Raw genomic sequence first — 22949 nt, 5'->3', positions numbered from 1 at the left:
AGCGCAGACGTCGGACCGCAGACCGCCGCTGCGGACCCCGCGGGCGGTCGACGGACGGCTGTAGTCAGGGCGACGGCGGCGCGTCCACCGTGCCGTCGGGCGGCGGCAGGATGTCGGCGGCGATCCACGGGAAGACCCACGTGAACAGCGCGTACACGATCACCGCGAGCAGCACGAGCAGCTCGAGGACCTTCAGGGCAGCCGGGCCGGGCAGGATCCGCCAGACGAACGGGAAGATCACTTCGGCGTCTCCGAGAGTTCCTTGGGGGTGCCCTCCGAGACGGGCATCCAGTAGTCGAGCTTGGCGTGGGTCACGTAGCGCTCCTTGGCGGACCACATGGGGTGGCACGCGGTCAGGGTGAGCCAGCGGTCCTCGGCCGAGGGCGTGACACCCGGCTGGTTCGGCACCGGCGCGATCGTCTCGATCTTGTCCGGCGTGACGATCTGCGAGTCGGTGACCTTGTAGACGTACCAGACGTCGAAGTCCTTCTCCTCGTCGGTCACCCGGACGACGATCGCGTCGTCGGTCTTGAGCTCCGCGATCTGGTTGAGCGGCTTGCCGTACGTCACGCGGTGCCCGGCGACGGCGAAGTTGCCCTCGGCGCCCGGCATCGCGGTGTCCTGGTAGTGCCCGAGCCCGATCGTGTTGAGCACGCGCTCGCGGTCGGTGCCCTCACCGATCGGACGGAGGTAGTCGGCGCCGAAGCGGGGGATCTGCATCGTGCCGAACACGCTCGTGACCTCCGGCGGTTCGGCGAGCACGGGCGCTTCGCCCCGGTGCTCCGAGCCCTCGACCTTCGGCGCCGCGCGCTGCCCGAGGTCGTCGACGAGCTTCGTCTGCTCGTTCACGGCGACGACGTCCGTCCACCACGCGGTCCACACCACGTAGAGGCCCGTGCCGGCACCGGCGATGATCAGGAGCTCGGCCAGCAGCGAGACGAGCGCCCCGCCGACGGTCTGACGGCGCCGAGGGCGTCGTGGCGGCCGCGTGGCCTCGTCCTCGCGCGCCGAGCGGCGCGTCGGGGCGGTGTCGTGTGCGGTCACGGTGCTCCTGATCCGGATGGGGTGGTCGGACAGGTCTATCAGACCACGCCGAGGAACAGGTGACGAGTCCTCGCACCTGTGGATGCCCACGGGTCCCGCTAGCGTGAACGGATGACCCCGGTGTTCCGACCGTTCCGCCCCGACGACACCGAGGCGGTCGTCGCCCTGTGGGAAGCCTGTGGGTTGCTGCGTCCGTGGAACGACCCGCGTCGTGACATCGCGCGGAAGGTCGCCGAGCAGCCCGAGCTCTTCCTGGTCGCCGAGCAGCCCGACCAGCCCGAGCAGCCCGAGCACGACGACGAGCGCACGGTCGTCGGCGTCGGCATGGCTGGGTACGACGGGCACCGCGGCTGGGTGAACTACCTGGCCGTCCGTCCCGACCTGCAGGGCTCCGGACTCGGTCGCGCCTTCATGGCCGAGTTCGAACGGCTGCTCACCGAGCGCGGCTGCCCGAAGGTCAACGTGCAGGTGCGCGAGGGGAACGAGCAGGTCCTCGGGTTCTACGCTTCGCTCGGGTACGCCCCGGACCGCGCGGTCTCGCTCGGCAAGCGCCTCATCGCCGACGACTGATCCCGACGCCGGGCGCCGGACCACGGACACCAGCGCCGGACCACGGACACCAGCGCCGGACCACGTACGCCAGCCCCGGACCAAGGGCGCCCGACGCCCGCTAGGCCAGCGCCAGTCCGACCGCGGCCACGAACGCGAGCACGATCCCCGTCCACTGCACCGCGGTCAGCCGTTCGCGCAGCACGACGCCGGCGAGCACCACCGTGCCGATCGGGTACAGCGCGTTGAGGACGCTCACCACCGGGAGCGTGGCGTCGCCCGAGCCGACGTGCAGCGCCGCCTGGATGCAGGCGTTCGCGAGGGCGTCGAGCACCCCGCACGCCACCACGGCGACCACCGTCGGTCGTGACCAGCGCGGCCAGCGGAACGGACCCCGCCACCGCGACGGACCCGACGAGCCGGGTCGGCGCGACCGGCCCGGTCGACGCACCGCCCTCGCGTCAGCCGCGCCAGACCGCGCGGCCGGTGCCGGCGGACCGACGCGATCCGTGCCTCCCGGCCGACCGGACCGTGCCGGCCGCACCGGCCCCGACCGCGCCGCCACCGCGACCGCCACGGCGCCGAGCAGCACCGCCTGCACCACCCGCCCGACCAGGAGCGTCGCGACCCCGGCGTCCCCGGGTGCCGCGTCGTACGCGAGCACGATCCCGCCGAACCCGCACCCTGCCACCGCAGCCGTCGCGACCCCGACCGCGGTCACCCGCGCACCCGAGGAGTCCCGCACCGCCGCGACCAGCACGACCGCGAGCACCGCGACCACGAGCGCGACCGACGCCGCCAACGACAGCACCGCCCCGCCCAGCAGCGCGACGACGACCGGGCTGAGCGCGGCGAACACCGCCGTCAGCGGCGACAGCACGCTCATCGGGCCGACGGCCAGCGCCCGGTACAGCAGCAGCACCGCCACGGACCCGGAGACACCCGCGGCCGTCCCCGCGACGACCGCACCGGTCGAGAACGTCGCGCCCACGAGCGGCACCCCGGCACCGAGCGGGACCAGCCCGACCGCCGCCGCGGCGGCCGCGACGACCACGGCCCGGACCCGGCGTGCGGCGAGGCCGCCGAGGAAGTCGGCCGCCCCGTAGACGACCGCACCGGTCAGGCCGAGCAGGACGGAGAGCACGGCTCCCATCCTGCCCGTGCCGGTAGCCTGCGCGGGTGAGCGTTCCCTACCACCGCCTGCCCCGTGTCGATGCCCGTTGGCGCTGGTGGCGTCCGCTGGTCGCGCTCGCGTTCCTCGTCGGGTACTACGTCGTGACGCAGATCGTCCTCGCGGTGGCGTACTTCGTGCCGATCGGTGCGACGCAGGGCGCCGAGGGGCTGATCGGGTTCCAGGACGACCTGACGAGCGGCGCCCTCGACCCCACGGACCCGCTCATCCTGTCGCTGACCCTGCTGTCGCTCGTGGTGCTGCTGCCCGGCATCCTGCTCGCGGTGAAGATCGCCCGGATCGGCCCGGCGGGCATCCTGTCGTCGACGCGCTTCCGGGTGCGCTGGCGGTGGACGCTGTGGTGCCTGCTCCCCACGCTCGTCATCGCGATCCCGATGTTCCTGCTGCAGACGTGGGGGATGTTCTCGTTCGACGGCGGCTTCGGCTGGGACCACGACGCCATCGGGCAGTCGACGGTCTCGCCCGCCACCCTGACCTTCACGGTCGTGATGGTCCTGGTGCTCGTGCCCTTCCAGGGTGCAGCGGAGGAGTACGTCTTCCGCGGCTTCCTGATCCAGACGATCGCATCGTGGATCCCGGTGCGGATCGTCGGCGTCGTCGTCGCCGTCGCGGTGTCGACGGTCGCGTTCGCCGCGGGGCACATCCCGAACGGCTACAACGTGTGGGGCATCCTCGACGTCGGCTCGTTCGGGCTGATCGCCGCGATCATCGTGCTGCGGACCGGCGGCATGGAGGCCACCGTCCTCCAGCACGCCTTCAACAACATCATGATCTTCGTGCTGCAGGCCCCCGGCTGGTCGAAGGTCGACCTCGACGCCTCGGACGGCACCGCGGGTGGCTTCCTGGTCACGCTCGCGACCTCGCTCGCCTTCTGGGGCATGATCGAGCTCCTCGCGTGGTGGCGGGGGCTCGACCGTCGTTTCCCGGGACACGAGGCGCCCCGCTTCCGCGGTCCGGCTCCGGTCTGGGCGGGCGGTCGGCAGTGGACCCGGCCGGGAGGCACGGGCTGGGCAGCCGCACCGGCCCGCGGTCCCGAGACGGACCGGGACACGTCGGCGGCCGGCCCGGACGACGCGGTGCCTGTGGACGAGACGGTGGGTGTCGCCCCGCGCTCGTAGGCTGGGTGCATGAGCACGACGACCACGACCTCGCCGTCGCGGGCTGCCGCGCTCGACGTCCTGCACCGCGTGTGGGGGTACGACGCCTTCCGCGGCGAGCAGGCCGCGATCATCGACCAGGTCGTCTCCGGCGGCGACGCGCTCGTGCTCATGCCGACCGGTGGCGGCAAGTCGCTCTGCTACCAGGTGCCCGCGCTCGTCCGTGACGGCGTCGGCGTGGTCGTCTCGCCGCTCATCGCCCTCATGCAGGACCAGGTCGACGCCCTCGCCGCCAACGGCGTCCGCGCCGCGTTCCTCAACTCGACCCAGGGCCCCGACGAGCGCGCCCGGGTCGAACGGGCGGTCGTCTCCGGCGAGGTCGACATGCTCTACCTCGCGCCCGAGCGCCTTCGACTCGAGTCGACCCGATCCCTGCTCGACCGCGCCCGCATCGCCCTGTTCGCCATCGACGAGGCACACTGTGTGGCCCAGTGGGGCCACGACTTCCGCCCCGACTACCTCGAGCTCAGCGTGCTGCACGAGCGCTGGCCGACGGTGCCGCGCGTCGCCCTCACCGCGACAGCGACGCCGCAGACCCACCGCGAGATCTCCGGCCGACTCGGGCTCGACGACGCCGCGCACTTCGTGGCCGACTTCGACCGGCCGAACATCCAGTACCGCATCGAGCCGAAGACCGGCGCGCTGCAGCAGCTGCTGACGTTCATCCGCACCGAGCACAGCGGCGACGCCGGGATCGTCTACTGCCTGTCCCGCAACTCGGTCGAACGCACCGCGGCCGCCCTCGCCGACCAGGGGATCCCGGCGCTGCCGTACCACGCCGGCCTCGACGCGAAGGTCCGTGAGCGCAACCAGTCGACGTTCCTGCGCGAGGACGGCATCGTCATGGTCGCGACGATCGCCTTCGGCATGGGCATCGACAAGCCGGACGTGCGGTTCGTGGCGCACCTCGACCTGCCGAAGTCGGTCGAGGGGTACTACCAGGAGACCGGCCGTGCGGGTCGTGACGGGCTGCCCTCGACGGCGTGGCTCGCCTACGGGTTGAACGACGTCGTGCAGCAGCGCCGGATGATCGACCAGTCCGAGGGCGACGCGGCGCACCGGCGGCAGCTCAGCGCCCACCTCGACGCCATGCTCGCGCTGTGCGAGACGATCGAGTGCCGCCGGGTGCGGTTGCTGGCGTACTTCGGGCAGGAGTCCACGGCCTGCGGGAACTGCGACACCTGCATCGCGCCGCCCGAGCCGTGGGACGGCACCGTGCCCGCGCAGAAGTTCCTGTCGACCGTGGTCCGGCTGGAGCGTGAGCGCGGCCAGCGGTACGGCGTCGCGCACCTCGTGGACATCCTGGTCGGCAAGCAGTCACCCCGCGTGCAGGAGCTGCGGCACGACTCCCTCGCGACCTTCGGCATCGGCAACGACCTGGGCGAGGGGGAGTGGCGTGCGGTCGCCCGGCAGCTCCTGGCGCAGGGCTACGCGGCGGTGTCGGGCGACGGCTTCGGCACGATCGTCCTCAGCCCCACGAGCGCCGAGGTCCTGAGCGGTCGCACGCGCGTGCTGATGCGTCGCGACCCGGTGAAGGCCTCGCGGGGTCAACGGGTGCGACGTCAGGCGGTCACCGACGTGCCGCAGGAGGCGCTCGGCCTGTTCGAGGCGCTGCGTTCCTGGCGTGCGGCGCAGGCCCGGGAGCAGGGGGTCCCCGCCTACGTGGTGTTCAACGACGCGACGCTGCGGGGGATCGCTGCGGTGAAGCCGGCGGACGAGGACGCCCTCAGCGAGATCTCCGGCATCGGCGGCGCGAAGCTCGAGCGCTACGGGCGCGCGGTCCTCGACGTGGTCGCAGCGCACGCGGACTGAGCCGCCGGCGGTCGCCACGCAGACGCATTCCGCAGACGGAATGTGGCCCGCCCGACGCTCACTACACTCGGAACCTCCCACGACGAGGAGGCCCGGTTGCCCGGTACGACGAAGTTCGCCACCACGATGAGCCGTGCGGTGGTGACCCCGCTCGCGCGCCTGGTCTGGCGACCGCGCATCGTGGGACGGAAGAACGTACCGAAGCACGGGCCGGTCATCCTGGCGAGCAACCACAGGTCCTTCATCGACTCCCCGGCGATCACCCTCATGGCGCCGCGCAAGGTGTCCTTCCTGGCCAAGCAGGAGTACTTCACCGGGACCGGTCTGCGCGGTGCGGTCTCGCGCGCGTTCTTCGGCGGGATCGGTGCCATCGGGGTCGAACGCGGAGCGGGAGCCGCGGCGCAGCACGCCCTCGACCTCGGGCTCGAGCGGCTCGAGGCCGGCGAGGCCTTCGCCATCTACCCCGAGGGCACCCGGTCCCTCGACGGTCGGCTCTACAAGGGTCGGACCGGCGTGGCCTGGCTGGCGCTGACGAGCGGGGCTCCGGTGGTGCCGGTCGCACTCACCGGCACCGAGGACGTGCAGCCCGTCGGCTCGCGGCTGCCGCGGCTCGCCCGCGTCACCATCGAGTTCGGTGCACCGATGGACCTGTCCCACTTCGGCGAGGCGTCGTCCGGCCGTGCACGGCGCCACGCGACCGACGCCGTCATGGACGCGATCCAGGCGTTGAGCGGGCAGGAACCCGCGAACGCCTACAACAATCCGCCGTCGACGATCGTCGAGCGGGTCAAGCAGGTGCTGCGGCGCGACGACCCGACGCAGGCGGTCGAGCCCGACTGATTCAGAACGCGCTATTGCACATTCGGAATATCAGTGGTTGAATCGTCCTCGTGCCCGAGGCACGAGCCCAGTCGGACCGCCCAGGACGGCCCGATCCACCACTGACCGGAAGGCAAGCAGCATGTCCTCCACGCCCCTCTTCGACTCGATCTCGCGTCGGGCCTCCCGCGCCGCGACCACGGCTCCGGAACAGGCGCAGCCCGCGGTGACCCTTCCGGCGGCACCGGCACCGGCCCCGACGGCGACGCCCGCTCCGGCAGCAGCGGTCTCCGTCACCGCCGCACGCACCCGGGTCGTCCCCGCACCCACCTCGCCGCTGACGGCTCCCGTGTCCCCGATGCGGTCCGCCCTGGTGCCGGCTGCCCTCGTCGCCGCGATCGACGAGATCCCGCAGCGGGTCGGGACCGCGCTCCCGAACGAGGTCGCCGTCACGCCCGACCAGCTCGCGCTGGTCGAAGCGGTGACCGATGCGATCACCCGCGCGGTCGTCGACGCCGTCGTCGGGGAGCTCGAGCGCATCACGCGCGACGGCGTCGTCCGCGGCTGAGCCGACCGGCACCGCCACCGATGACGGACGACGTCCGAGCGTCCCGACACACCCCATCCCGACACACCCCATCCCGACACACCCCATCCCGACACACCCCATCCCGACACACCCGATCCGATCTCCCGACACGATGACGATGACCACGACCGACAGCGCCCCCGGTTCGGCACCGACGGCACCGATCCGCCCCCGCGGAGCGGCCCGCCGAGCGGCGAACGACGCAGCTGCCCGGTCCGTCCGTGTCGGCCACCAGACCGCCGAGGCGGCGGTCCCCCCTGCCGCCGCCTCGGTGTCCACCACCACCACCACCATCGACGGCGCTCGGTCCGGAGCAGCCCTGCCGAGTCGTCGTGACCTCCGCACCCCTCGCCGGTCCGCCGATCGTCCCGGCAGGCTCGGCAAGCACAACAAGCACGGCCTGCGCGTACCCGACCTGCGCGTGCCCGACCCGCGCGTGTCCGGGCGACCCGGGCGTGACCGGCACGTCCCCGAGCTCCGCAGGGGCGTCGCTGTCGGTCGGCCTCAGCGTCCCGCGGCGCTGCCGGCGGCCCGATCGGGGTCGTCCTCGCGACTCCTCCCGGTGACGGCGTCCGCCCTCGCAGCCTGCCTGGTCGTCTCCGTGTCGACCCCGGCCGCCGCACTCGACGACCCCACCGGGTTCGGTCTCGGCGCCGCACCCGCATCCGCACCCGCGCACCAGGTCGCCCCGGCGCCGGAGCAGCACTACCGCGTCGCGTCCGGCGTCACCGTCACCGTCGTCCGCGACGGCTTCGACGTGCAGGCGACCCGGGCGGGTGGCGATCGACACGGCCGTGTGCAGATCACGACGGGCTCGGACGTGGTCCGTCCCGTCGCGGGGACGATCCCGACCGCCGGAGGCTTCGGCGGTCGGCAGGTCGCCGGGTGTGGTGCGTGCTCGACGAACCACCACGGGCTCGACTTCGCCGCGGCATCCGGGACGCCCGTCGTCGCCGCGATGCCCGGACGGGTCGTGTCCGCCGGGCCGCTCGGCGGGTACGGCAACCAGGTGCTCCTCGCACATCCGGACGGCACGCAGACGCGGTACGGGCACCTGTCCCGCATCGACGTCCTGCCCGGGCAGACGCTGTCGGCCGGCGAACAGCTCGGCGCCGTGGGCAGCACCGGGGTCTCCACCGGCCCGCACCTGCACTTCGAGGTCATCGTCGGCGGGACGCCGATCGATCCGGCCCCGTGGCTCGCCGCTCGCGGCCTGCTCTGAACGGGTCGCACCGGCGACGGGTGTCGGCGTCCGCACGCCGACCGGGCCAGGCTGGTCGGGTCAGGCTGGTCGGGCCGCGCAGGCGTAGCGTCGAGAGCGACGTCGGCAGGGTGCCGGACGCAGGACGGAGACAGTGGTGCGCGTGACGGTGCTGGGTACGGGGACGATGGGTGCAGGGGTCGCGGGGTCGCTGCTGCGCGAGGGCCACCGGGTGACCGTGTGGAACCGCAGCGCCGACAAGGCCCGCCCGCTCGGCGACGCCGGCGCCACCGTGGCGACGGACGCTGCCGCGGCGGTGAGCGACGCCGAGGTCGTCCTGCTGACGCTCTTCGACACCGATGCGGTCGTCGACGTCCTCGAGACCGCTGCCGGGGACGCTCCCGCGGACGCCGTGTGGGTGCAGGCCTCGACCATCGGCGTCGCGGGGACCGAGACCGTGGTGCAGTTGGCCGAGAAGTACGGCATCACCCTCGTCGAGGCGATGATGCTCGGAACGAAGGCCCCGGCGGAGCAGGGCAAGCTCACCATGCTGGCCGCCGGCCCGTCGGACGTGCTCGACCGTGTGGACCCGGTGCTCGACGCCATCGGGGCGAAGACCGTCCGCGCGGGGGAGCGGGTCGGCGACGGCACGGCCCTGAAGCTCGCGGCCAACGCCTGGGTCGCGTCGATCACCGCCGCCACCGGCCAGTCGCTCGCGATCGCCCGTGCGCTCGGACTCGACCCGCAGCTGTTCCTCGACGCGATCGACGGCACCGCGAGCGACTCGCCCTACGCGCACACGAAGGGTGCAGCGATGATCGGCGGTGACCTCGCGCCGCAGTTCGCCCTCGACGGCCTGCGGAAGGACATCGGGCTGATCGGCGACGCGGCACGGACCGCGGGGGTGTCGACGACCCTCCTCGACGCGCTCGACCGGGTCTACGCCGACGCCAGTGCAGCCGGGCACGGCGCCGACGACATCGCTGCGGTGGGCACCGCCTTCGCCGACGACCAGCGGTAGGCCGCTCGCCGGATCAGTCTCGGCGCAGCCAGCGCAGCACGGCGCCGCGGAGTCGTCCGACAGCCTCGTCGTTCATCGTGTTCGCCAGGTCGAAGGCCTCCCGCGCGGGGTCGGCGCCGTTCCGGATGCGCCGGAGTGCGGCGTCGGCCCGGGCGCGCGCGTCGAGCTCGGCGAGCGGCATGTCGTCCTCGGGGTCGCGCGCGTGCTCGCGGTCCGGCTCCTGCGACCGCGGACCGAGCGGTGGGACCCCGACGGGTTCGTCCGGTGCGCTGGGCATGGGACGAGGCTACGCGGAGCGCTCCGTGTCGGCCGCGTCCTCGTCGTGGTCGACGACCCGGGCCATCTCCTCGAGGAACGCGACGATGACCGACATGTCCGTCTGGGGCAGGTGCTCGGCGACCTCGATCGCGCGCGTGTCGAGCTGGTCGATCACCCGCAGCACCTGCCGCATCGACCCGCCGGACGCGGTGAGGATGACCCCGCGGCGGTCATGGGGGTCGGGGTGTCGTTCGACGTGACCGCTGCGGACGAGTCGGTCCACGAGTGCCGACGTCGACGCCGGCGTGATCTCGAGTCGGTCGGCGAGTTCCTTCGCGTTGACGGAGCGTCCCTCGGACTCGGCGTCCAGCAGGACCCGGAGCGCGAGCAGTGCGTTCTCGCCGATGCCGAGTGCCTCGCGCGCCCGGCGCTGGGCAGCGCTCTCGGCACTCCGGTACCTACGGAGCGCGTTCAGTACGTCCACCGCGTCGACCCTGGATCCTGACCCGTACCAGAAGCCCGTGGTGGTGTTCCTCACCTCGGTCGTCATACGGACAATGCTAGACGCTCTAGTTAGGTTGTCTAGCGAGTGTCCCCTGGGAGCGCGTCTGCCGGATGGCTCGCAACACCCGTGACGCGGTCCCGAAACACCGCCGCAACGCCCGCTCGGTAGCTTCGCCGCATGCAGGAGCCGACGTGCTGAGCCGACTCGCGGGGAGCGTGTTCCACGTCGGGAGCGCGGTGGAGCGGGCCGACGTGGTCGCGAGGATGCTCGACGTCTACGTCGTCCGGCCCGACGCGGGTGTGGTCGAGGAGGAGTCCACGGTCGGCTCCGTGCTGCACCGCGTCGTGGGGGCACGCGCGCCCGCACGACGCCGTGAGCGTGCGGCCGTCGTCGAGTCGCTCGCCCTCGACCGGCACGAACCCGCCTCGGTGGCACACGCGGTCGGTGTGGCACGGGACCACGCTCGTCGCGCGCGCGAGGTCGTGTCCACCGAGCTCTGGGACTGCCTCGACGTCACCCGGTCGCGCATGCCGCGCAAGGTCGCCGTCGACCGGGCGCACGAGTTCCTCGCGTGGGTGCGGGAACGGAGTGCGCTGGCCGTCGGCGTCGTCGAGGGCGACGTCAGCCGCGACGAGGTGTGGGAGTTCTTCACCCTGGGCAGGTCCCTGCTGCGGTGCGGCCTCACGGCGCGGTTGCTGGCGTCGTCGCTCGTCGATGCGGGGTCGGCGGCGTCGTGGACCACCGCGCTGCGGGCGTGCGGTGCCGGCGAGGCCTTCCGGCGGGGGCGCGACCACCACGGCGTCGATCCGCGGGACGCCGCCGGGTTCCTGCTCCACGAGTCGCACAGTCCGCGGTCGCTCGCGTTCCTCGCGGCGCGCGCCGACGACTGCCTCGCGGACGTCGCGCCCGCCTGCGTGGGGGACCAGGTCGCCGCGTTCCGGGTCGCGCGTTCGGCGCTCGGACGCGTGGAGGTCGGTGCTCCGGACCGGATCCGAGCCGCCGCCGAGGGACTCGCCGCCGCGGTCGACGCCGTCGTCGCGGCGCTCGAGGACCGCGTCTTCACGGTCGCGACCCCCGCGCGCTGAGCTGCGGTCGTCGGGCGGGGCACAGCGCCGGACGGGAGGGCCGTGGCGGGCTGGCACCGTGCCTCCCGGCCGGCATCCTGTCGCGGTGCGCGCGTGGCGGGGGTGGCCCGTGCCTCCTGGCCGGCGACGGTCCCGACGCTCAGACCGAGCTGGACCGGTCCGCCACCGCCTCGTCGCGCTCCAGATCGCGCCGCAGCGCGGCACGCGACGCCCGCGTGCCGACCACCGGCACCGCGTGCGTGACCGCGAGGTGCAGTCGGGCGTCGGCGTCGTACCGCAGCCGCAGGTGTTCCCAGCGGACGAGCCAGACCAGGGCGATCGCGAGCGCGACGAAGCCCGACGCGGCTCCCACCACGATCGCCCAGCGTGGCCCCCACGCATCGGCGACGGCGCCCACCACCGGGGCTCCGATCGGTGTGCCCCCGGCGAAGATCGCCATGTACAGCGCCATCACGCGACCGCGCATCGCGGGCTTCGTGGTGGTCTGCACGAGCGCGTTGGCCGTGGTCATGAAGGTGAGCGAGGCCAGGCCGACGAAGACGAGCGCGACCGCGAAGGTCCAGTACGTCGGGGCGAGGGCCGCCGCCGTGCACGCCAGGCCGAAGCCGGCCGAGGCGACGACGAGGGTCCGCATCCGCGGGCGGTCCCGCCGGGCGGAGAGGAGCGCGCCGGCGACCGAACCGATCGCCATGACGGAGTTCAGCAGGCCGAACTCGCCGGCACCCTTGCCGAACTCGACCCGCGCCATGGTCGAGGTGAAGATGGGGAAGTTCACGCCGAAGGTCCCCACGACGAAGATCATGCAGAGCACCACGATGATGTCCGGACGGGTCCGCACGTAGGTGAAGCCGGCGAGGATCTGCCCCTTCCCGCGCTTCGCGCGCACGCGTTCGGCGAGCTGGGCGGGGTCGACGAAGCGGAGCGCGACGAGGACGGCCAGGAACGAGCCGGCATTGATGACGAACACCCAGCCGGACCCGATCGCGGCGATGAGCACCCCCGCGACCGCGGGCCCGATGAGCCGGGCGGCGTTGAAGGACGCCGAGTTGAGCGCGACGGCGTTCGAGACGTGCTCGCCCTGCACGACGTCGGAGACGAACGCCTGCCGGATCGGGGTGTCGAACGCGGCGACGATGCCGAGCGCCAGGGCGAAGCCGTACAGGGACCACAGGGTCGCCGTGTCGGTGAGGACCATGATCCCGAGGCCGAGCCCGAGGGCACCCATGAGTCCCTGCGTCAGCATGAGCATCCGCCGCCGGTCGAAGCGGTCCGCGGCCAGGCCGGTCAGCGGGAGCAGGAGCAGCTGCGGACCGAACTGCAGCGCCATCGTGATGCCGACCGCGATCGCGTCGTTGTCGGACAGCTTCGTCAGGACGATCCAGTCCTGGGCGGTGCGCTGCATCCAGGTGCCGACGTTGGAGACCAGGGCCCCGGCGAACCAGATGCGGTAGTTGCGGGTGGACAGGGAGCGGAACAGGGCGGTCACTGCTGGGAAAGCCTCCTCATGATCTCGGTGGCCTCGGCGAGGGTGCGGCGCTCGGTGGCGGTCAGGGTCGTGAGGCGCGGAGAGAGCCAGTCGTCGCGGCGGCGCCGGGTCTCCTCGACGAAGGTCGCTCCGGCCGGGGTCGCGGCGAGCAGGACCTTGCGGCGGTCGTCGCCGTGGTCGACCTTGGACACGAGGCCACGGTCCACGAGCACCGCGATCGACTTCGTCATGCTCGGCGGTGTGACGCCGTCCTGCCGGCTGAGCTCGGCGAGGGTCATGGCGCCCTCGCGGTGCAGTCGCGCGAGGGCCGAGAACTGGCCGTCCGTCATGCTCGCGTCGACCTTCTGTGCGCGCAGCGTCCGGGACAACCGGGCCACCGCGACGCGGAGGTCGGTGGCGAGTGAGGTGTCGGGCACGACCGTTAGCCTACCTCATTAGTTCGGCGAACGAACTGGTCTGCGCGAGGTGTACGCTACGTACGCAACACGTGTTGCTTTGTGCACGATCGACGGAACGTCGAGGAAGAAGGAGAACATGTCCGAGTTCGAGGGCAGGGTCGCCGTCGTCACCGGTGGCGGCAGCGGCATCGGGGCTGCGATCGCGAAGGAGCTCGCGGCCGCGGGCGCGCGGGTCGTCGTCACCGACATCAAGGCCGAGGCCGCGCAGCGCGTCGTGGCCGAGATCGAGGACGCCGGGGGCACCGCGAGTGCGTTCGAGGCGAACTCCGCGGTCGCGGGCGACAACGAGCGGATGGTCCAGCACGCGGTCGACACCTACGGCGCGCTCCACCTCGCGGTGAACAACGCCGGCATCGGTGCGGCTCCCCAGCCCATCGGCGAGTACGACGTCGAGGCGTGGGACCGGGTCCGCGCGGTCGACCTCGACGGCGTCTTCTACGGGCTCCGCTACGAGATCCCGGCGATCCTGGCTGCCGGTGGTGGCGCGATCGTGAACATGGCGTCGGTGCTGGGGTCGGTCGGCATCGCGCACAACGCCGCGTACGTGGCCTCGAAGCACGCGCTCGTCGGGCTGACCAAGGTCGCGGCGCTCGAGTACACGGCGCAGGGCGTCCGCACGAACGCGGTCGGTCCCGGGTTCATCGACACCCCGCTCGTCCGGTCGTCGCTCTCCGCCGAGGAGCTCGCGGCGCTCGAGGGTGAGCACGCGGCGAAGCGGCTCGGTACCGATGCCGAGGTCGCAGCGCTCGTGCTGTTCCTGCTGAGCGACAAGGCCTCGTTCATCAGCGGCAGCTACCACCTGGTCGACGGCGGGTACTCCGCGCACTGACCCCGGAGCGGGTGTACTTGGTCGGATCGGGCGTACCCGGTGAGAACGGGCGTACCCGGTGAGAACGGGCGTACCTGATCGCAACGATCGACCAGGTACGCCCGTTCTCACCTTCCATCGCAGGTGCGATGGGAAAGAACGGGCGAACGGGAGGCGCGGCGCGGCTCGAGCGCGCCGTCTCGCCAGCGCGGACGCGACGAGCATGGTGGCGCGCCTGCCACCCGGGACGGATCGGGCGTGCCTGGTCGGTCCGGGCGTACCTGGCCGGAACTTCCGGTCAGGTACGCCCGTTCTCTCCATGCATCGCGAGTGTCATGGGAAGGAACGGGCAGACGGGAGGCGCGACCCGAGTCCCCGACGTCGAGCACGCTGGTCGCGCCTCCCGTCCCGGCGCGTGGTGCCGATGGACCGTCGGCTCGCGTCGGGCGCTCAGCCTGCGTCGGGCGTGAGGATCGCGTCGTGGGGGAGCAGGGCGTGCACGCCCCAGGTCCGGTTCGCGACCTGGGTGATGCGCATGCTCACCGCGACGCTCGCCATCGCCAGTGCCTGCCCGCGGGTGATCCCGTGCAGCCCGACGATCCAGTCGACCATCCGATCGAGCGCCGTCGTCGTCGCCGTGTTGAGGTCGGCGTCGAACCCGAACGTGATGCGGCCGGAAGGGGTGTCGGCGTGGACGCCCTCGACCGGGGCGTGGTCGAGCAGGGACAGCGTCATCGTGGTGGTCATGCCGCACTCGACCGCGGTGCCGGAGACCTCGCCGTCGCCCTGTGCGGCGTGCCCGTCCCCGACGGAGAGCAGCGCGTCCGGCACGGTGACGGGCAGGTACAGCGTCGCGCCGGCGACCAGTTCGCGGCAGTCGATGTTGCCCCCGCCGAGCGGACGCGGCGGGATCGTCGAGTGCTCCCCGGTGGGCTCCGGCGGCAGACCGACCACGCCGAGGAACGGCGCGGTCCGGACGCCCAGCCCGAGCTGGTTCCGCGCCGTGCCGGCGTCCGCGTCGACGTCCCAGAGCAGCGGCCCGCGCGACGCAGGGTCGACGAGCCCGAGCGGCCGATTGACCGGGGTGTCGACGCCGCCGGACCCGGTGTAGCCCCAGTCGTCCGGCACCAGCGCGTCGAAGCGCACGGCGAGCACCTGTCCGGGTCGCGCTCCCGTGACCGCGATCGGTCCGACCAGACAGTGCCCGCGTCGCGGATCGAGGAGCGTCGGTGCGTCCGCCCCCGGCGCGGCCAGCCGTTCGGTGTAGCCCGCGGCGCTCAGCGTCCGAACGGTCACGGTGTCACCGTCCTCGACGCGGAGCACGGGCTCGCGTTCCGCGGTGAGGACGTCGACAGCGGTGTCGGGCGAGGCATCGATGCGGTGGGAGGTCACCGGTCGATCCTCCCAGGCGTGCAGCGTTCCTGGTGGACCTGGGCGGGCTCCGAGCCGGCTGCGTGGACGCCGGACGGACACGCCACGGACCGCCTGCGCCGCCTCCACGTCTGCGAGGATCGACCCGTGCCCACCTTCTCCGCCGCTCGAGGGGACTCCTCGTTCACCGACGCCCACGGCGTCGAGATCGTCTACTCGACCTGGCGCGCCGCCAGGCCGAAGGGCATCGTGCAGATCGCGCACGGCGTCGGGGAGCACGGGCTCCGGTACGAGCCGCTCGCGCAGGACCTCGTCCGTGCCGGGTACACCGTGCACGCGAACGACCACCGCGGGCACGGCCGGACCGGTCTGGCGCAGTGGGACGGGGACCACGCGCGGCTCGGACGGCTCGGACCCGGTGGCCTGCGGGCGGCGATCGCGGCCGTGGAGCAGATGAGCGACGTCGCCCGCGCGCAGGACCCCGGCGTCCCGCTCGTGCTCGTCGGGCACTCGTGGGGGTCGCTCATGGCACAGCGGATCGTGAACACCTCGTCGGAGCGGTACGACGGGGTCGTGTTCTCCGCCACGGCGTACCGGCTGCCCGGGTGGATGAACAGCGGCGACCTGAACGCCCGGCACGCGGGCTCCGGACCGACGAAGTTCGAGTGGATCACGCGCGACCGGGCCGTCATCGACGCGATCGCCGCCGATCCGCTCGCGGTCGAGGCCGACGTGATCAAGCTCTTCGGCGTCCGTGACGCCGCGCGGCTGCTCGGCGTGCCGCGCCGAGGCATCCCGCACGACCTGCCGATCCTGCTGCAGGTCGGGTCGGACGACACCCTCGGTGGACCCCGTTCCGTGGAGCGGCTCGCCCAGGCGTACCGCCGTCGCGGTCGGCTGTCGGACGTCCAGGTCCACGTCTACGAGGGGGCGCGGCACGAGGTCTACAACGAGACGAACCGCGACGAGGTGGTCGCCGACCTGATCGCGTGGCTCGACCGCCACGTGGCGCGCTGACGCGACGGGCTGCCGGACGGGAGGCGCGTGGCAGCGGTGCCCCGTGCCTCCCGTCCGGCGGGTGGCGGGCGTAGGCTCGCCCTGTGCACGGTGAGTACAAGGTCCCCGGAGGCAAGCTGGTCGTCGTCGACCTCGAGGTCGTCGACGGGAGCATCCAGGAGTTCCGGCTGGCGGGTGACTTCTTCCTCGAGCCGGACGACGCGCTGCCGCTGATCGACCAGGCCGTGGACGGCCTGCCCGCGACCACCGACGCGGCCGGCATCGCCGCCGCGGTCCGCACGGCGCTGCCCGAGGGGGCGGTGCTGCTCGGCTTCACACCGGAGTCGGTGGGGGTCGCCGTCCGTCGCGCGCTCTCGCGGGCGTCGACGTGGCAGGAGTACGACTGGGAGATCGTTCACGAGGGGCCGATCAGCCCGAACGAGCACCTCGCACTCGACCAGGTCCTGACCGAGGAGGTCGGTGCCGGCCGTCGCGGTCCGACCCTGCGCATCTGGGAGTGGGACCAGCCCGCGGTCGTGATCGGGTCGTTCCAGTCCTTGAAGAACGAGGTCGACCCGACCGGTGCCGCGAAGTACGGCGTCGAGGTCGTCCGCCGCATCTCCGGCGGTGGCGCCATGTTCATGGACGCCGGCGCGATCATCTCGTACTCGTTGTACGTGCCGACCGACCTCGTGCAGGGCATGACCTTCGCCGACTCGTACGCCTACCTGGACGAGTGGGTGATCGAGGCGCTGAAGTCCCTCGGGATCGACGCGTACTACCAGCCACTCAACGACATCTCCTCGACCAAGGGCAAGATCGGCGGCGCGGCGCAGAAGCGGCTCGGCACCGGCGCCCTGCTGCACCACGCCACGATGAGCTACGACATGGACGGCCAGAAGATGGTCGAGGTGCTCCGCATCGGTCGCGAGAAGATGAGCGACAAGGGGACGACCTCGGCCGCCAAGCGTGTCGACCCGCTGCGTTCGCAGACCGGCCTGACCCGAGCCGAGATCATCGACCGGCTGATCGGCACCTTCACGAAGCTCTACGGCGCGCACGAGGGCCACGTGACCGAGGCGGAGCGGGCCCGCGCGCGGGAGCTGGTCGAGACGAAGTTCGCGACGCGGGAGTGGCTCGAGCGGGTGCCCTGACCGGGCAGTGACGCCCGTACGGAGCGCCCTCTATGCTCTGCGCATGCGTCGTCCGAGCCGTCTCCTGTCCGCCACGGTCGCAGGACTCGTGGTCCTCGGTGTCGCGACGGCCTGCTCGTCCGCACCTGTCTCCGGACTGCTGTCCGACGATGCCGACGCGACACGGGCGGCAGGACTCGACCGGTGGGGCGACGCGATGAACGCAGCGCTGCTCGACGGGGACCGCGGCTTCGGTTCGTCGAACGGACTCGACCGTGGCGCGGCCGGGACGGAGACGCCCGCCGGCGACTGGGACCTCCTCGTCGCCTGCAACGGCGTCGACGGCAAGCGCCTGCGGGTGTCCGTGGGACCCGGCGGCCGTGACGAGGTCCTGCGCACCGACGTACCGTGCGGCCTGGTCACGAGGGTGCCGGTCACGGTGCCGCGCGGCGGCGGGCTGACGGTCGAGGTGGAGCCGCAGTCGGACGCGAGCGATGCCGTCCGGCACGGCGACGTCGTCTCGTACTGGTACGTCTCCATCGTGCACCGCGGCTTCGAGCCGGAGGCGACGGTCGTCGTCGACTGATCCGCACGACGGACACCGGTGCGGGAGCTCGCGAGCAGTCCGCCGTCGCGGCGGACCGATCGCCAGGATCATCCGCGCGGCGGAGGCCCTGGCCGGTCGACTGACGTAGCGTCGGGACCGTGAACTGGTTGATCCTCCTGGGGGCGGTGGCCGTGGCGGCCGTCGTGATGTGGGTCGCCGATCGCGTGGGGTGGATCGACCTGTCGAACAAGGCCACACGCAGCGGCGGATCCGGCGGTGTCGGCGCGATGATGGACGAGGTGTTCGCCCCGACCCGTCACGAGACGCAGGCCGAGTACGAGCGGCAGTCGCGCCTCCCGGAGGAGGCCCCGACGCCCGCCGACGACGACCACGACCTGCTCAGCGGCACCGTCCTCATCCGTGTGCCTGCGGTCGGACACGGCGGGCGGCACGAGGCGCGACCCGGCACGCTCGACCGCACCTACTGAGCGCTGGCACCTGCCGCGCTAGCGCGTGGTGAGCTCCTGGTAGTCCGGGTGCCGCTCGATCCACGCCTTGACGTAGGTGCAGAGCGGGACGACCCGCAGGGACCCCTCGCGGACGTCGTCGAGCGCGTGCTGGACGAGGATCGACGCATGGCCACCGCCGCGGTGTGCGGGGTCGACCTCGGTGTGGGTGAAGCGGATCTCGTCGCCGGCGACCTCGTACGCCGCGAAGCCGATGACCTCGCCGTCCTCGACCAGGGAGTACTGCTGCGCGTCGGTGTCGTTGCGGACCTCGGGTGATGCCATGCAGGGGACCGTACGCCGTCGGACGCGGTGGGGGCTGGGTGCGGTCGGGCGTCGGTCCGCTCTGCGGGAGGATGGTCCGGTGCGCAGCATCGACGACTCGAGCCCCGACCTCGTCGTGCTCGGCGACAACCTCGACGTCCTGCCGACACTGCCCGACGCGTCGTTCACGGTCGTCTACCTCGATCCGCCCTTCAACACCGGACGGAAGCAGCGGCGCCACGCGGTGACCGCCCAGCGCCGGACCGTCGGCGACGCCGGGACGATCACGGGCTTCCGTGGTCGGACCTACGAGCGGATCCGCGGTGACCTGATGCGCTTCGACGACCGCTTCGAGGACTACTGGGCGTTCCTCGAGCCACGCCTGCTCGAGGCCTGGCGGCTGCTCACCGACGACGGCACGCTGTACCTGCACCTGGACTACCGCGAGGCCCACTACGCCAAGGTGCTGCTCGACGCGCTCTTCGGCCGCGACGCGTTCCTCAACGAGATCATCTGGGCGTACGACTTCGGCGCGAAGTCCCGCACGCGCTGGCCGACCAAGCACGACACGATCCTGGTCTACGTGAAGGACCCGGAGCGCTACTGGTTCGACTCCGAGACGGTCGACCGCGAGCCGTACATGGCGCCGGGACTCGTCACGCCGGAGAAGCGCGAGCGCGGGAAGCTGCCGACGGACGTGTGGTGGCACACCATCGTGTCGCCGACCGGCAGCGAGAAGACCGGCTACCCGACGCAGAAGCCCGAGGGGGTCCTGCGTCGGATGGTGCAGGCGTCGTCGCGCGAGGGGGACTGGGTGCTCGACTTCTTCGCGGGGAGCGGCACGCTCGGTGCGGTCGCTCGTGACCTGGGCCGGCGGTTCGTGCTCGTGGACGACAACCCGGTGGCGGTCGACGTGATGCGGCGTCGGTTGCCGCACGCAGCGGTCGAGTCGGCGGTCGGTTCGGTGGTCGTGTCTCCCGTCGCGCAGGAGGACTGAGCGCCTGCCGCCCGGAGCGGCCAGGATGGATCGGGGCGGACGCGTTGCGCCCGGGGAGACGGGGGAGATGGCGGCGAAGAGTGTCCGCACGGCTGCGGTCGGACTGATGGTCAGTGCACTCGCCCTCACGGCCGGGTGCACGGGCGGGACGGGTTCCCCGTCGTCGCGGCCCGAGGACGCGGAGCGAGCGGTGCAGCAGATCGTGGACGACTCCGCCAGTGCGCTCGGAGGGGACTGGACCGTGGAGGAGGGCCCACGACTCGGGACGTGCACGGACGAACGCGGCAACGGCGAGGGCGTGCACTACACGATCCTGTCCTCGCGAGCCGAGCGCGGCGACATCGAGACCGATGTCAGCACCCTCACCACGCTGTGGAAGCGTGCCGGGCTCGTGACGGAGCGCTTCACCAACGGGGACGGCAGCTACTCCGGACTCAACGGCAGGGGCGCCGGGATCGCGAACATCGCGTTCAACTCGTCCGACCTGGGCGGCGGCGACACGATCAGTGCGACCTCGGAGTGCGCGGCTGGCGACTACGTCGAGCTCCGGGAGCAGGAGCGCGGGCAGCGCTGACGAGCGTGGCGCCCGTCCGGGCGGGACGACGGAGGCGACACCCTCGACGTCGTACGACGTCGACGATGTCGCCTCCCAGCGGCGGCGGACTACTCCGCCGTGTGTCGCCCGTGGTGCTCGGCCGTGGTACCCGGCGGCGTGGCCCCGTCCGACGAGGCGTGCGCCGGGTGCGTCCGGATGGTCGCGGTCGTGGCCGGAGGCTCGTCCACCGGTGCCGCCGCGGCGTGCGCGCCGTGCGTGGTCGCGTCGGTGAGCGGCGCCCGGGTGCCGCCCTCGGGGTGGTGACCGGCGCGGTCAGCTGCACCCGTGTCGGAGGCGGGTCGGTCGGCGGGGGAGGTGGTGCCTCCGGACCGGTCCTGCGGCTGCTGCACCGTGACGTCGGGCGAGGTCGGGACCGCCCGGACCGACCCCGTGTCCGGGGTGACCAGCGAGCCGGTGTCCGCCGCCGCCTGCTGCGCGTCCGCCGCCAGGCGGTCGGAGTCGCCCTTCGCCGCGTTCGCCTGTTCCTGCAGTGCAGACACCTTGCGGAGCGGCGGGACCCGGAAGAACCAGGTCAGGACGAAGGCGAGCAGGATGACACCCAGCCCGACGAAGTAGACGACGACGGCCGACTGGCTGAACCCGACCAGGAACGGACGGGTGAGCCGCTGGTCCGCACCGTTGAGGAACGACGTGTCGCTCGTGGCCGAGCCGGCGGACGAGCTGGCCGCCGTGTCGCCGTTCTTCAGCTGGTCGACCAGCTTCGGCGCGACCTCGTCGACCACGGCCTTCCGCTGGTCGGCGTTGCTGTAGTCGATCTGCAGCGTGCCGTCGACGACCTCGGCGTTCGCCTTGGACGCGGCGGTCTCGAGCGCCTGCTGCTCGGCGGCCGACTTGTTCGCGGCGACCTGCTCGGCGATGACCGAGTCGGCGGAGGCGGCGGGGATCCGGCCGGCGGCGACCTGCTGCTGCACCTGCGCGGTGACCTGCTTCGTCACGGCCTGGTCCGCGGCCTGCTTCGCCGCTGCGGCACCCTGGTCGAGACCCTGCTGCACGTTCTGCTGCACCGGGTCGACGATCTTCGACCAGATCTGGTCCATCACGCCCTTGTTCTCGGACGCGCTGGCGACCGAGGGGGTGAGCGCGGCGGTGAGGGCCGGCTTGAGCGTCGACTCGTTCTGCATCGCGCCGGTGATGTTCGTCGGCATGAGCGTGAACAGGACGGACAGGAGCACCGCGGTGCCCATCGTGCCGCCGATCTGGCGGAAGAACGTCGCTGCACTCGTGGCAACGCCGATGTCCCGCGGGGAGACCGAGTTCTGCGCGGCGAGGGTCAGTGTCTGCATGAGCTGCCCGAGCCCGAGACCGATGCCGAACATGCCGAGCATGAGGAACCAGAGGGGGCTGTCGGCGGTCAGGAAGGTGAGGAGCGTGAAGCCGATCGCCGTGAACGCGGTGCCCGTGATCGGGAAGGCGCCGTAGCGGCCGGTGCGCGAGATGATCTGACCCGAGGCGATCGAGGAGATCATCAGACCGAGCACCATCGGCAGCATGGCGAAGCCGGACTCGGTCGGGGTGACGCCCTTGACGATCTGCAGGTAGAGCGGGATCGTCAGCATCGCGCCGAACATCCCGAAGCCGACGAGCACGGACAGGACCGCGGCCATCGAGAACACCCGCGAGCCGAAGAGCTTGAGCGGGAGGATCGCGTCGTCGCCCATGGAGCGCTCGACGATCACGAAGGCGACGAGACCCAGCGCGCCGATCGCGTAGCAGGCGATCGCGCCGGGGGAGTCCCAACCCCACTCGCGACCCTGCTCGGCGATGAGGAGCAGCGGGACGAGGGTGACGATGACCAGCGAGGCGCCCCACCAGTCGATGCGGGGCTTCCCGCGGTCGCCGAACTTCGGCAGGTGCAGGAACGTCGTCACCATGAAGAGCGCGATGATGCCGACGGGCACGTTGACCAGGAAGACCCAGCGCCACCCGCTGACGAACAGGATCTCGGACGCGCCGGCGAACAGGCCGCCGACGAGCGGCCCGATGACCGAGGAGATGCCGAACACGGCGAGGAAGTAGCCCTGGTACTTGGCGCGCTCGCGCGGGGCGAGCATGTCGCCCATGATCGCGAGCGGCAGCGACATCAGGCCGCCGGCGCCGAGGCCCTGCAGCGCGCGGAACCCGGCGAGCATGAGCATCGAGGTCGAGAACGACGCGGCGAGCGACCCGAGGATGAAGATGCCGATCGCGGTGAGGAACAGCGGGCGGCGGCCGAAGATGTCGGAGAGCTTGCCGTAGATCGGCGTCGTGATCGTGGACGCGATCAGGTAGGCCGTGGTCACCCACGCCTGCTGGTCGAGCCCGTGCAGGTCGTCGCCGATCGTGCGGATGGCGGTGCCGACGATGGTCTGGTCGAGCGCGCCGAGGAACATGCCGGCCATCAGTCCGTAGATGACGAGCAGGATCTGTCGGTGGTTCATCACCGCGTTCGAGGACGTGGTGGGGGCCGCGGGTGCGGTCGCCGTCTGGGTCATTCGGTCTCCCGTGCGTACTGGTGCTCGCGCGTCGCTCTCGCCCGGGCGCGGGGGAGCGTTGTTG

The 22949-nt window shown here is 72.2% G+C and carries 25 protein-coding genes; 15 read left to right on the top strand and 10 right to left on the bottom strand.

Going from position 1 to position 22949, the window contains the following annotated elements; translation table 11 throughout:
• Nucleotides 1-64: 64 nt before the first annotated feature.
• Nucleotides 65-241: a hypothetical protein gene (locus M3666_RS12295; protein ID WP_158407726.1), complete on the bottom strand. Its 177-nt coding sequence runs from the start codon at nt 239-241 to the stop codon at nt 65-67.
• Complete coding sequence (locus M3666_RS12290) at nt 238-1044, bottom strand: class E sortase (protein WP_235426468.1); 807 nt, start codon at nt 1042-1044, stop codon at nt 238-240. The genes M3666_RS12295 and M3666_RS12290 overlap by 4 nt, the downstream gene beginning before the upstream one ends.
• Before the next feature lie 111 nt (nt 1045-1155).
• On the opposite strand from M3666_RS12290, the gene M3666_RS12285 reads away from it, so the two are divergent.
• Nucleotides 1156-1614 (top strand): GNAT family acetyltransferase, encoded by a 459-nt coding sequence (locus tag M3666_RS12285; RefSeq protein ID WP_066652210.1) that lies wholly within the window; start codon nt 1156-1158, stop codon nt 1612-1614.
• A 100-nt stretch (nt 1615-1714) separates the two neighbouring features.
• Here the strand turns inward: M3666_RS12285 and M3666_RS12280 are convergent, their stop codons facing one another.
• Nucleotides 1715-2737: an EamA family transporter gene (locus M3666_RS12280; protein ID WP_251155354.1), complete on the bottom strand. Its 1023-nt coding sequence runs from the start codon at nt 2735-2737 to the stop codon at nt 1715-1717.
• A 35-nt stretch (nt 2738-2772) separates the two neighbouring features.
• Between M3666_RS12280 and M3666_RS17135 the strand changes: the two genes are divergently transcribed.
• The 6 genes from M3666_RS17135 to M3666_RS12250 all read left to right on the top strand — a co-directional run bounded on the left by M3666_RS17135 (nt 2773) and on the right by M3666_RS12250 (nt 9384).
• A complete protein-coding gene (locus M3666_RS17135) occupies nt 2773-3903 on the top strand; it encodes a CPBP family intramembrane glutamic endopeptidase (RefSeq protein WP_251155353.1) in 1131 nt (376 codons plus the stop codon).
• Between the two features lie 9 nt (nt 3904-3912).
• A complete protein-coding gene (recQ, locus tag M3666_RS12270) occupies nt 3913-5754 on the top strand; it encodes a DNA helicase RecQ (RefSeq protein ID WP_251155352.1) in 1842 nt (613 codons plus the stop codon).
• A gap of 126 nt (nt 5755-5880) precedes the next feature.
• The gene (locus M3666_RS12265; RefSeq protein WP_081985203.1) at nt 5881-6594 is read left to right on the top strand and encodes a 1-acyl-sn-glycerol-3-phosphate acyltransferase; all 714 of its coding nucleotides are present in this window, start codon (nt 5881-5883) and stop codon (nt 6592-6594) included.
• 121 nt (nt 6595-6715) lie between these two features.
• Nucleotides 6716-7141, top strand: a complete 426-nt coding sequence (locus M3666_RS12260) for a hypothetical protein (RefSeq protein ID WP_209683971.1) — start codon at nt 6716-6718, stop codon at nt 7139-7141.
• A gap of 139 nt (nt 7142-7280) precedes the next feature.
• A complete protein-coding gene (locus M3666_RS12255) occupies nt 7281-8384 on the top strand; it encodes a M23 family metallopeptidase (RefSeq protein WP_251155351.1) in 1104 nt (367 codons plus the stop codon).
• Between the two features lie 142 nt (nt 8385-8526).
• Entirely contained in the window at nt 8527-9384 is an 858-nt protein-coding gene (locus M3666_RS12250) for an NAD(P)-dependent oxidoreductase (RefSeq protein WP_209683967.1), read from the top strand.
• 13 nt (nt 9385-9397) lie between these two features.
• Here M3666_RS12250 and M3666_RS12245 read toward each other — a convergent pair whose 3' ends face one another.
• Together M3666_RS12245 and M3666_RS12240 are read right to left on the bottom strand one after the other, a co-directional pair.
• Nucleotides 9398-9661, bottom strand: coding sequence for a hypothetical protein (locus M3666_RS12245; RefSeq protein WP_251155350.1), 264 nt, complete (start codon nt 9659-9661; stop codon nt 9398-9400).
• Nucleotides 9662-9670: 9 nt separating this feature from the next.
• Entirely contained in the window at nt 9671-10192 is a 522-nt protein-coding gene (locus M3666_RS12240; protein ID WP_251155349.1) for a MarR family winged helix-turn-helix transcriptional regulator, read from the bottom strand.
• Nucleotides 10193-10338: 146 nt separating this feature from the next.
• Between M3666_RS12240 and M3666_RS12235 the strand changes: the two genes are divergently transcribed.
• A complete protein-coding gene (locus M3666_RS12235) occupies nt 10339-11232 on the top strand; it encodes an alpha-E domain-containing protein (protein WP_209683965.1) in 894 nt (297 codons plus the stop codon).
• Nucleotides 11233-11371: 139 nt separating this feature from the next.
• Here M3666_RS12235 and M3666_RS12230 read toward each other — a convergent pair whose 3' ends face one another.
• Both M3666_RS12230 and M3666_RS12225 read right to left on the bottom strand, forming a co-directional pair.
• A complete protein-coding gene (locus M3666_RS12230; RefSeq protein WP_251155348.1) occupies nt 11372-12718 on the bottom strand; it encodes an MFS transporter in 1347 nt (448 codons plus the stop codon).
• Entirely contained in the window at nt 12715-13134 is a 420-nt protein-coding gene (locus M3666_RS12225; RefSeq protein ID WP_251155347.1) for a MarR family transcriptional regulator, read from the bottom strand. The genes M3666_RS12230 and M3666_RS12225 overlap by 4 nt, the downstream gene beginning before the upstream one ends.
• Nucleotides 13135-13252: 118 nt before the next feature.
• Between M3666_RS12225 and M3666_RS12220 the strand changes: the two genes are divergently transcribed.
• On the top strand, nt 13253-14005 hold the full coding sequence (locus M3666_RS12220) for an SDR family NAD(P)-dependent oxidoreductase (protein WP_251155346.1): 753 nt from the start codon (nt 13253-13255) through the stop codon (nt 14003-14005).
• Nucleotides 14006-14434: 429 nt separating this feature from the next.
• Here the strand turns inward: M3666_RS12220 and M3666_RS12215 are convergent, their stop codons facing one another.
• A complete protein-coding gene (locus M3666_RS12215; protein WP_251155345.1) occupies nt 14435-15376 on the bottom strand; it encodes an acetamidase/formamidase family protein in 942 nt (313 codons plus the stop codon).
• Between the two features lie 126 nt (nt 15377-15502).
• On the opposite strand from M3666_RS12215, the gene M3666_RS12210 reads away from it, so the two are divergent.
• The 4 genes from M3666_RS12210 (at nt 15503) to M3666_RS12195 (ending at nt 18519) form a co-directional block, all read left to right on the top strand.
• Nucleotides 15503-16372, top strand: a complete 870-nt coding sequence (locus M3666_RS12210; RefSeq protein WP_251155344.1) for an alpha/beta hydrolase — start codon at nt 15503-15505, stop codon at nt 16370-16372.
• A gap of 83 nt (nt 16373-16455) precedes the next feature.
• Nucleotides 16456-17505 carry a biotin/lipoate A/B protein ligase family protein gene (locus tag M3666_RS12205; protein ID WP_066652234.1) on the top strand — a complete coding sequence of 350 codons (1050 nt, stop codon included), beginning with the start codon at nt 16456-16458 and terminating at the stop codon, nt 17503-17505.
• A gap of 43 nt (nt 17506-17548) precedes the next feature.
• A complete protein-coding gene (locus tag M3666_RS12200; RefSeq protein WP_066652236.1) occupies nt 17549-18070 on the top strand; it encodes a hypothetical protein in 522 nt (173 codons plus the stop codon).
• A 119-nt stretch (nt 18071-18189) separates the two neighbouring features.
• Nucleotides 18190-18519: a hypothetical protein gene (locus M3666_RS12195; RefSeq protein ID WP_209683961.1), complete on the top strand. Its 330-nt coding sequence runs from the start codon at nt 18190-18192 to the stop codon at nt 18517-18519.
• An 18-nt stretch (nt 18520-18537) separates the two neighbouring features.
• Here M3666_RS12195 and M3666_RS12190 read toward each other — a convergent pair whose 3' ends face one another.
• Entirely contained in the window at nt 18538-18822 is a 285-nt protein-coding gene (locus M3666_RS12190; protein WP_066652241.1) for a GNAT family N-acetyltransferase, read from the bottom strand.
• Between the two features lie 88 nt (nt 18823-18910).
• Between M3666_RS12190 and M3666_RS12185 the strand changes: the two genes are divergently transcribed.
• Nucleotides 18911-19798 carry a site-specific DNA-methyltransferase gene (locus M3666_RS12185; protein WP_251155415.1) on the top strand — a complete coding sequence of 296 codons (888 nt, stop codon included), beginning with the start codon at nt 18911-18913 and terminating at the stop codon, nt 19796-19798.
• A gap of 67 nt (nt 19799-19865) precedes the next feature.
• Nucleotides 19866-20372: a hypothetical protein gene (locus tag M3666_RS12180; RefSeq protein ID WP_251155343.1), complete on the top strand. Its 507-nt coding sequence runs from the start codon at nt 19866-19868 to the stop codon at nt 20370-20372.
• Between the two features lie 89 nt (nt 20373-20461).
• Here the strand turns inward: M3666_RS12180 and M3666_RS12175 are convergent, their stop codons facing one another.
• Nucleotides 20462-22885 (bottom strand): MDR family MFS transporter, encoded by a 2424-nt coding sequence (locus M3666_RS12175; RefSeq protein ID WP_251155342.1) that lies wholly within the window; start codon nt 22883-22885, stop codon nt 20462-20464.
• Nucleotides 22886-22949 lie beyond the last annotated feature (64 nt).

The sequence above is a fragment of the Curtobacterium sp. ODYSSEY 48 V2 genome (assembly GCF_023712625.1).
Taxonomy (GTDB): domain Bacteria; phylum Actinomycetota; class Actinomycetes; order Actinomycetales; family Microbacteriaceae; genus Curtobacterium.
The sequence above is the reverse complement of the archived record's forward strand: the minus strand, read 5'-3'. Positions and strand labels throughout refer to the sequence as shown.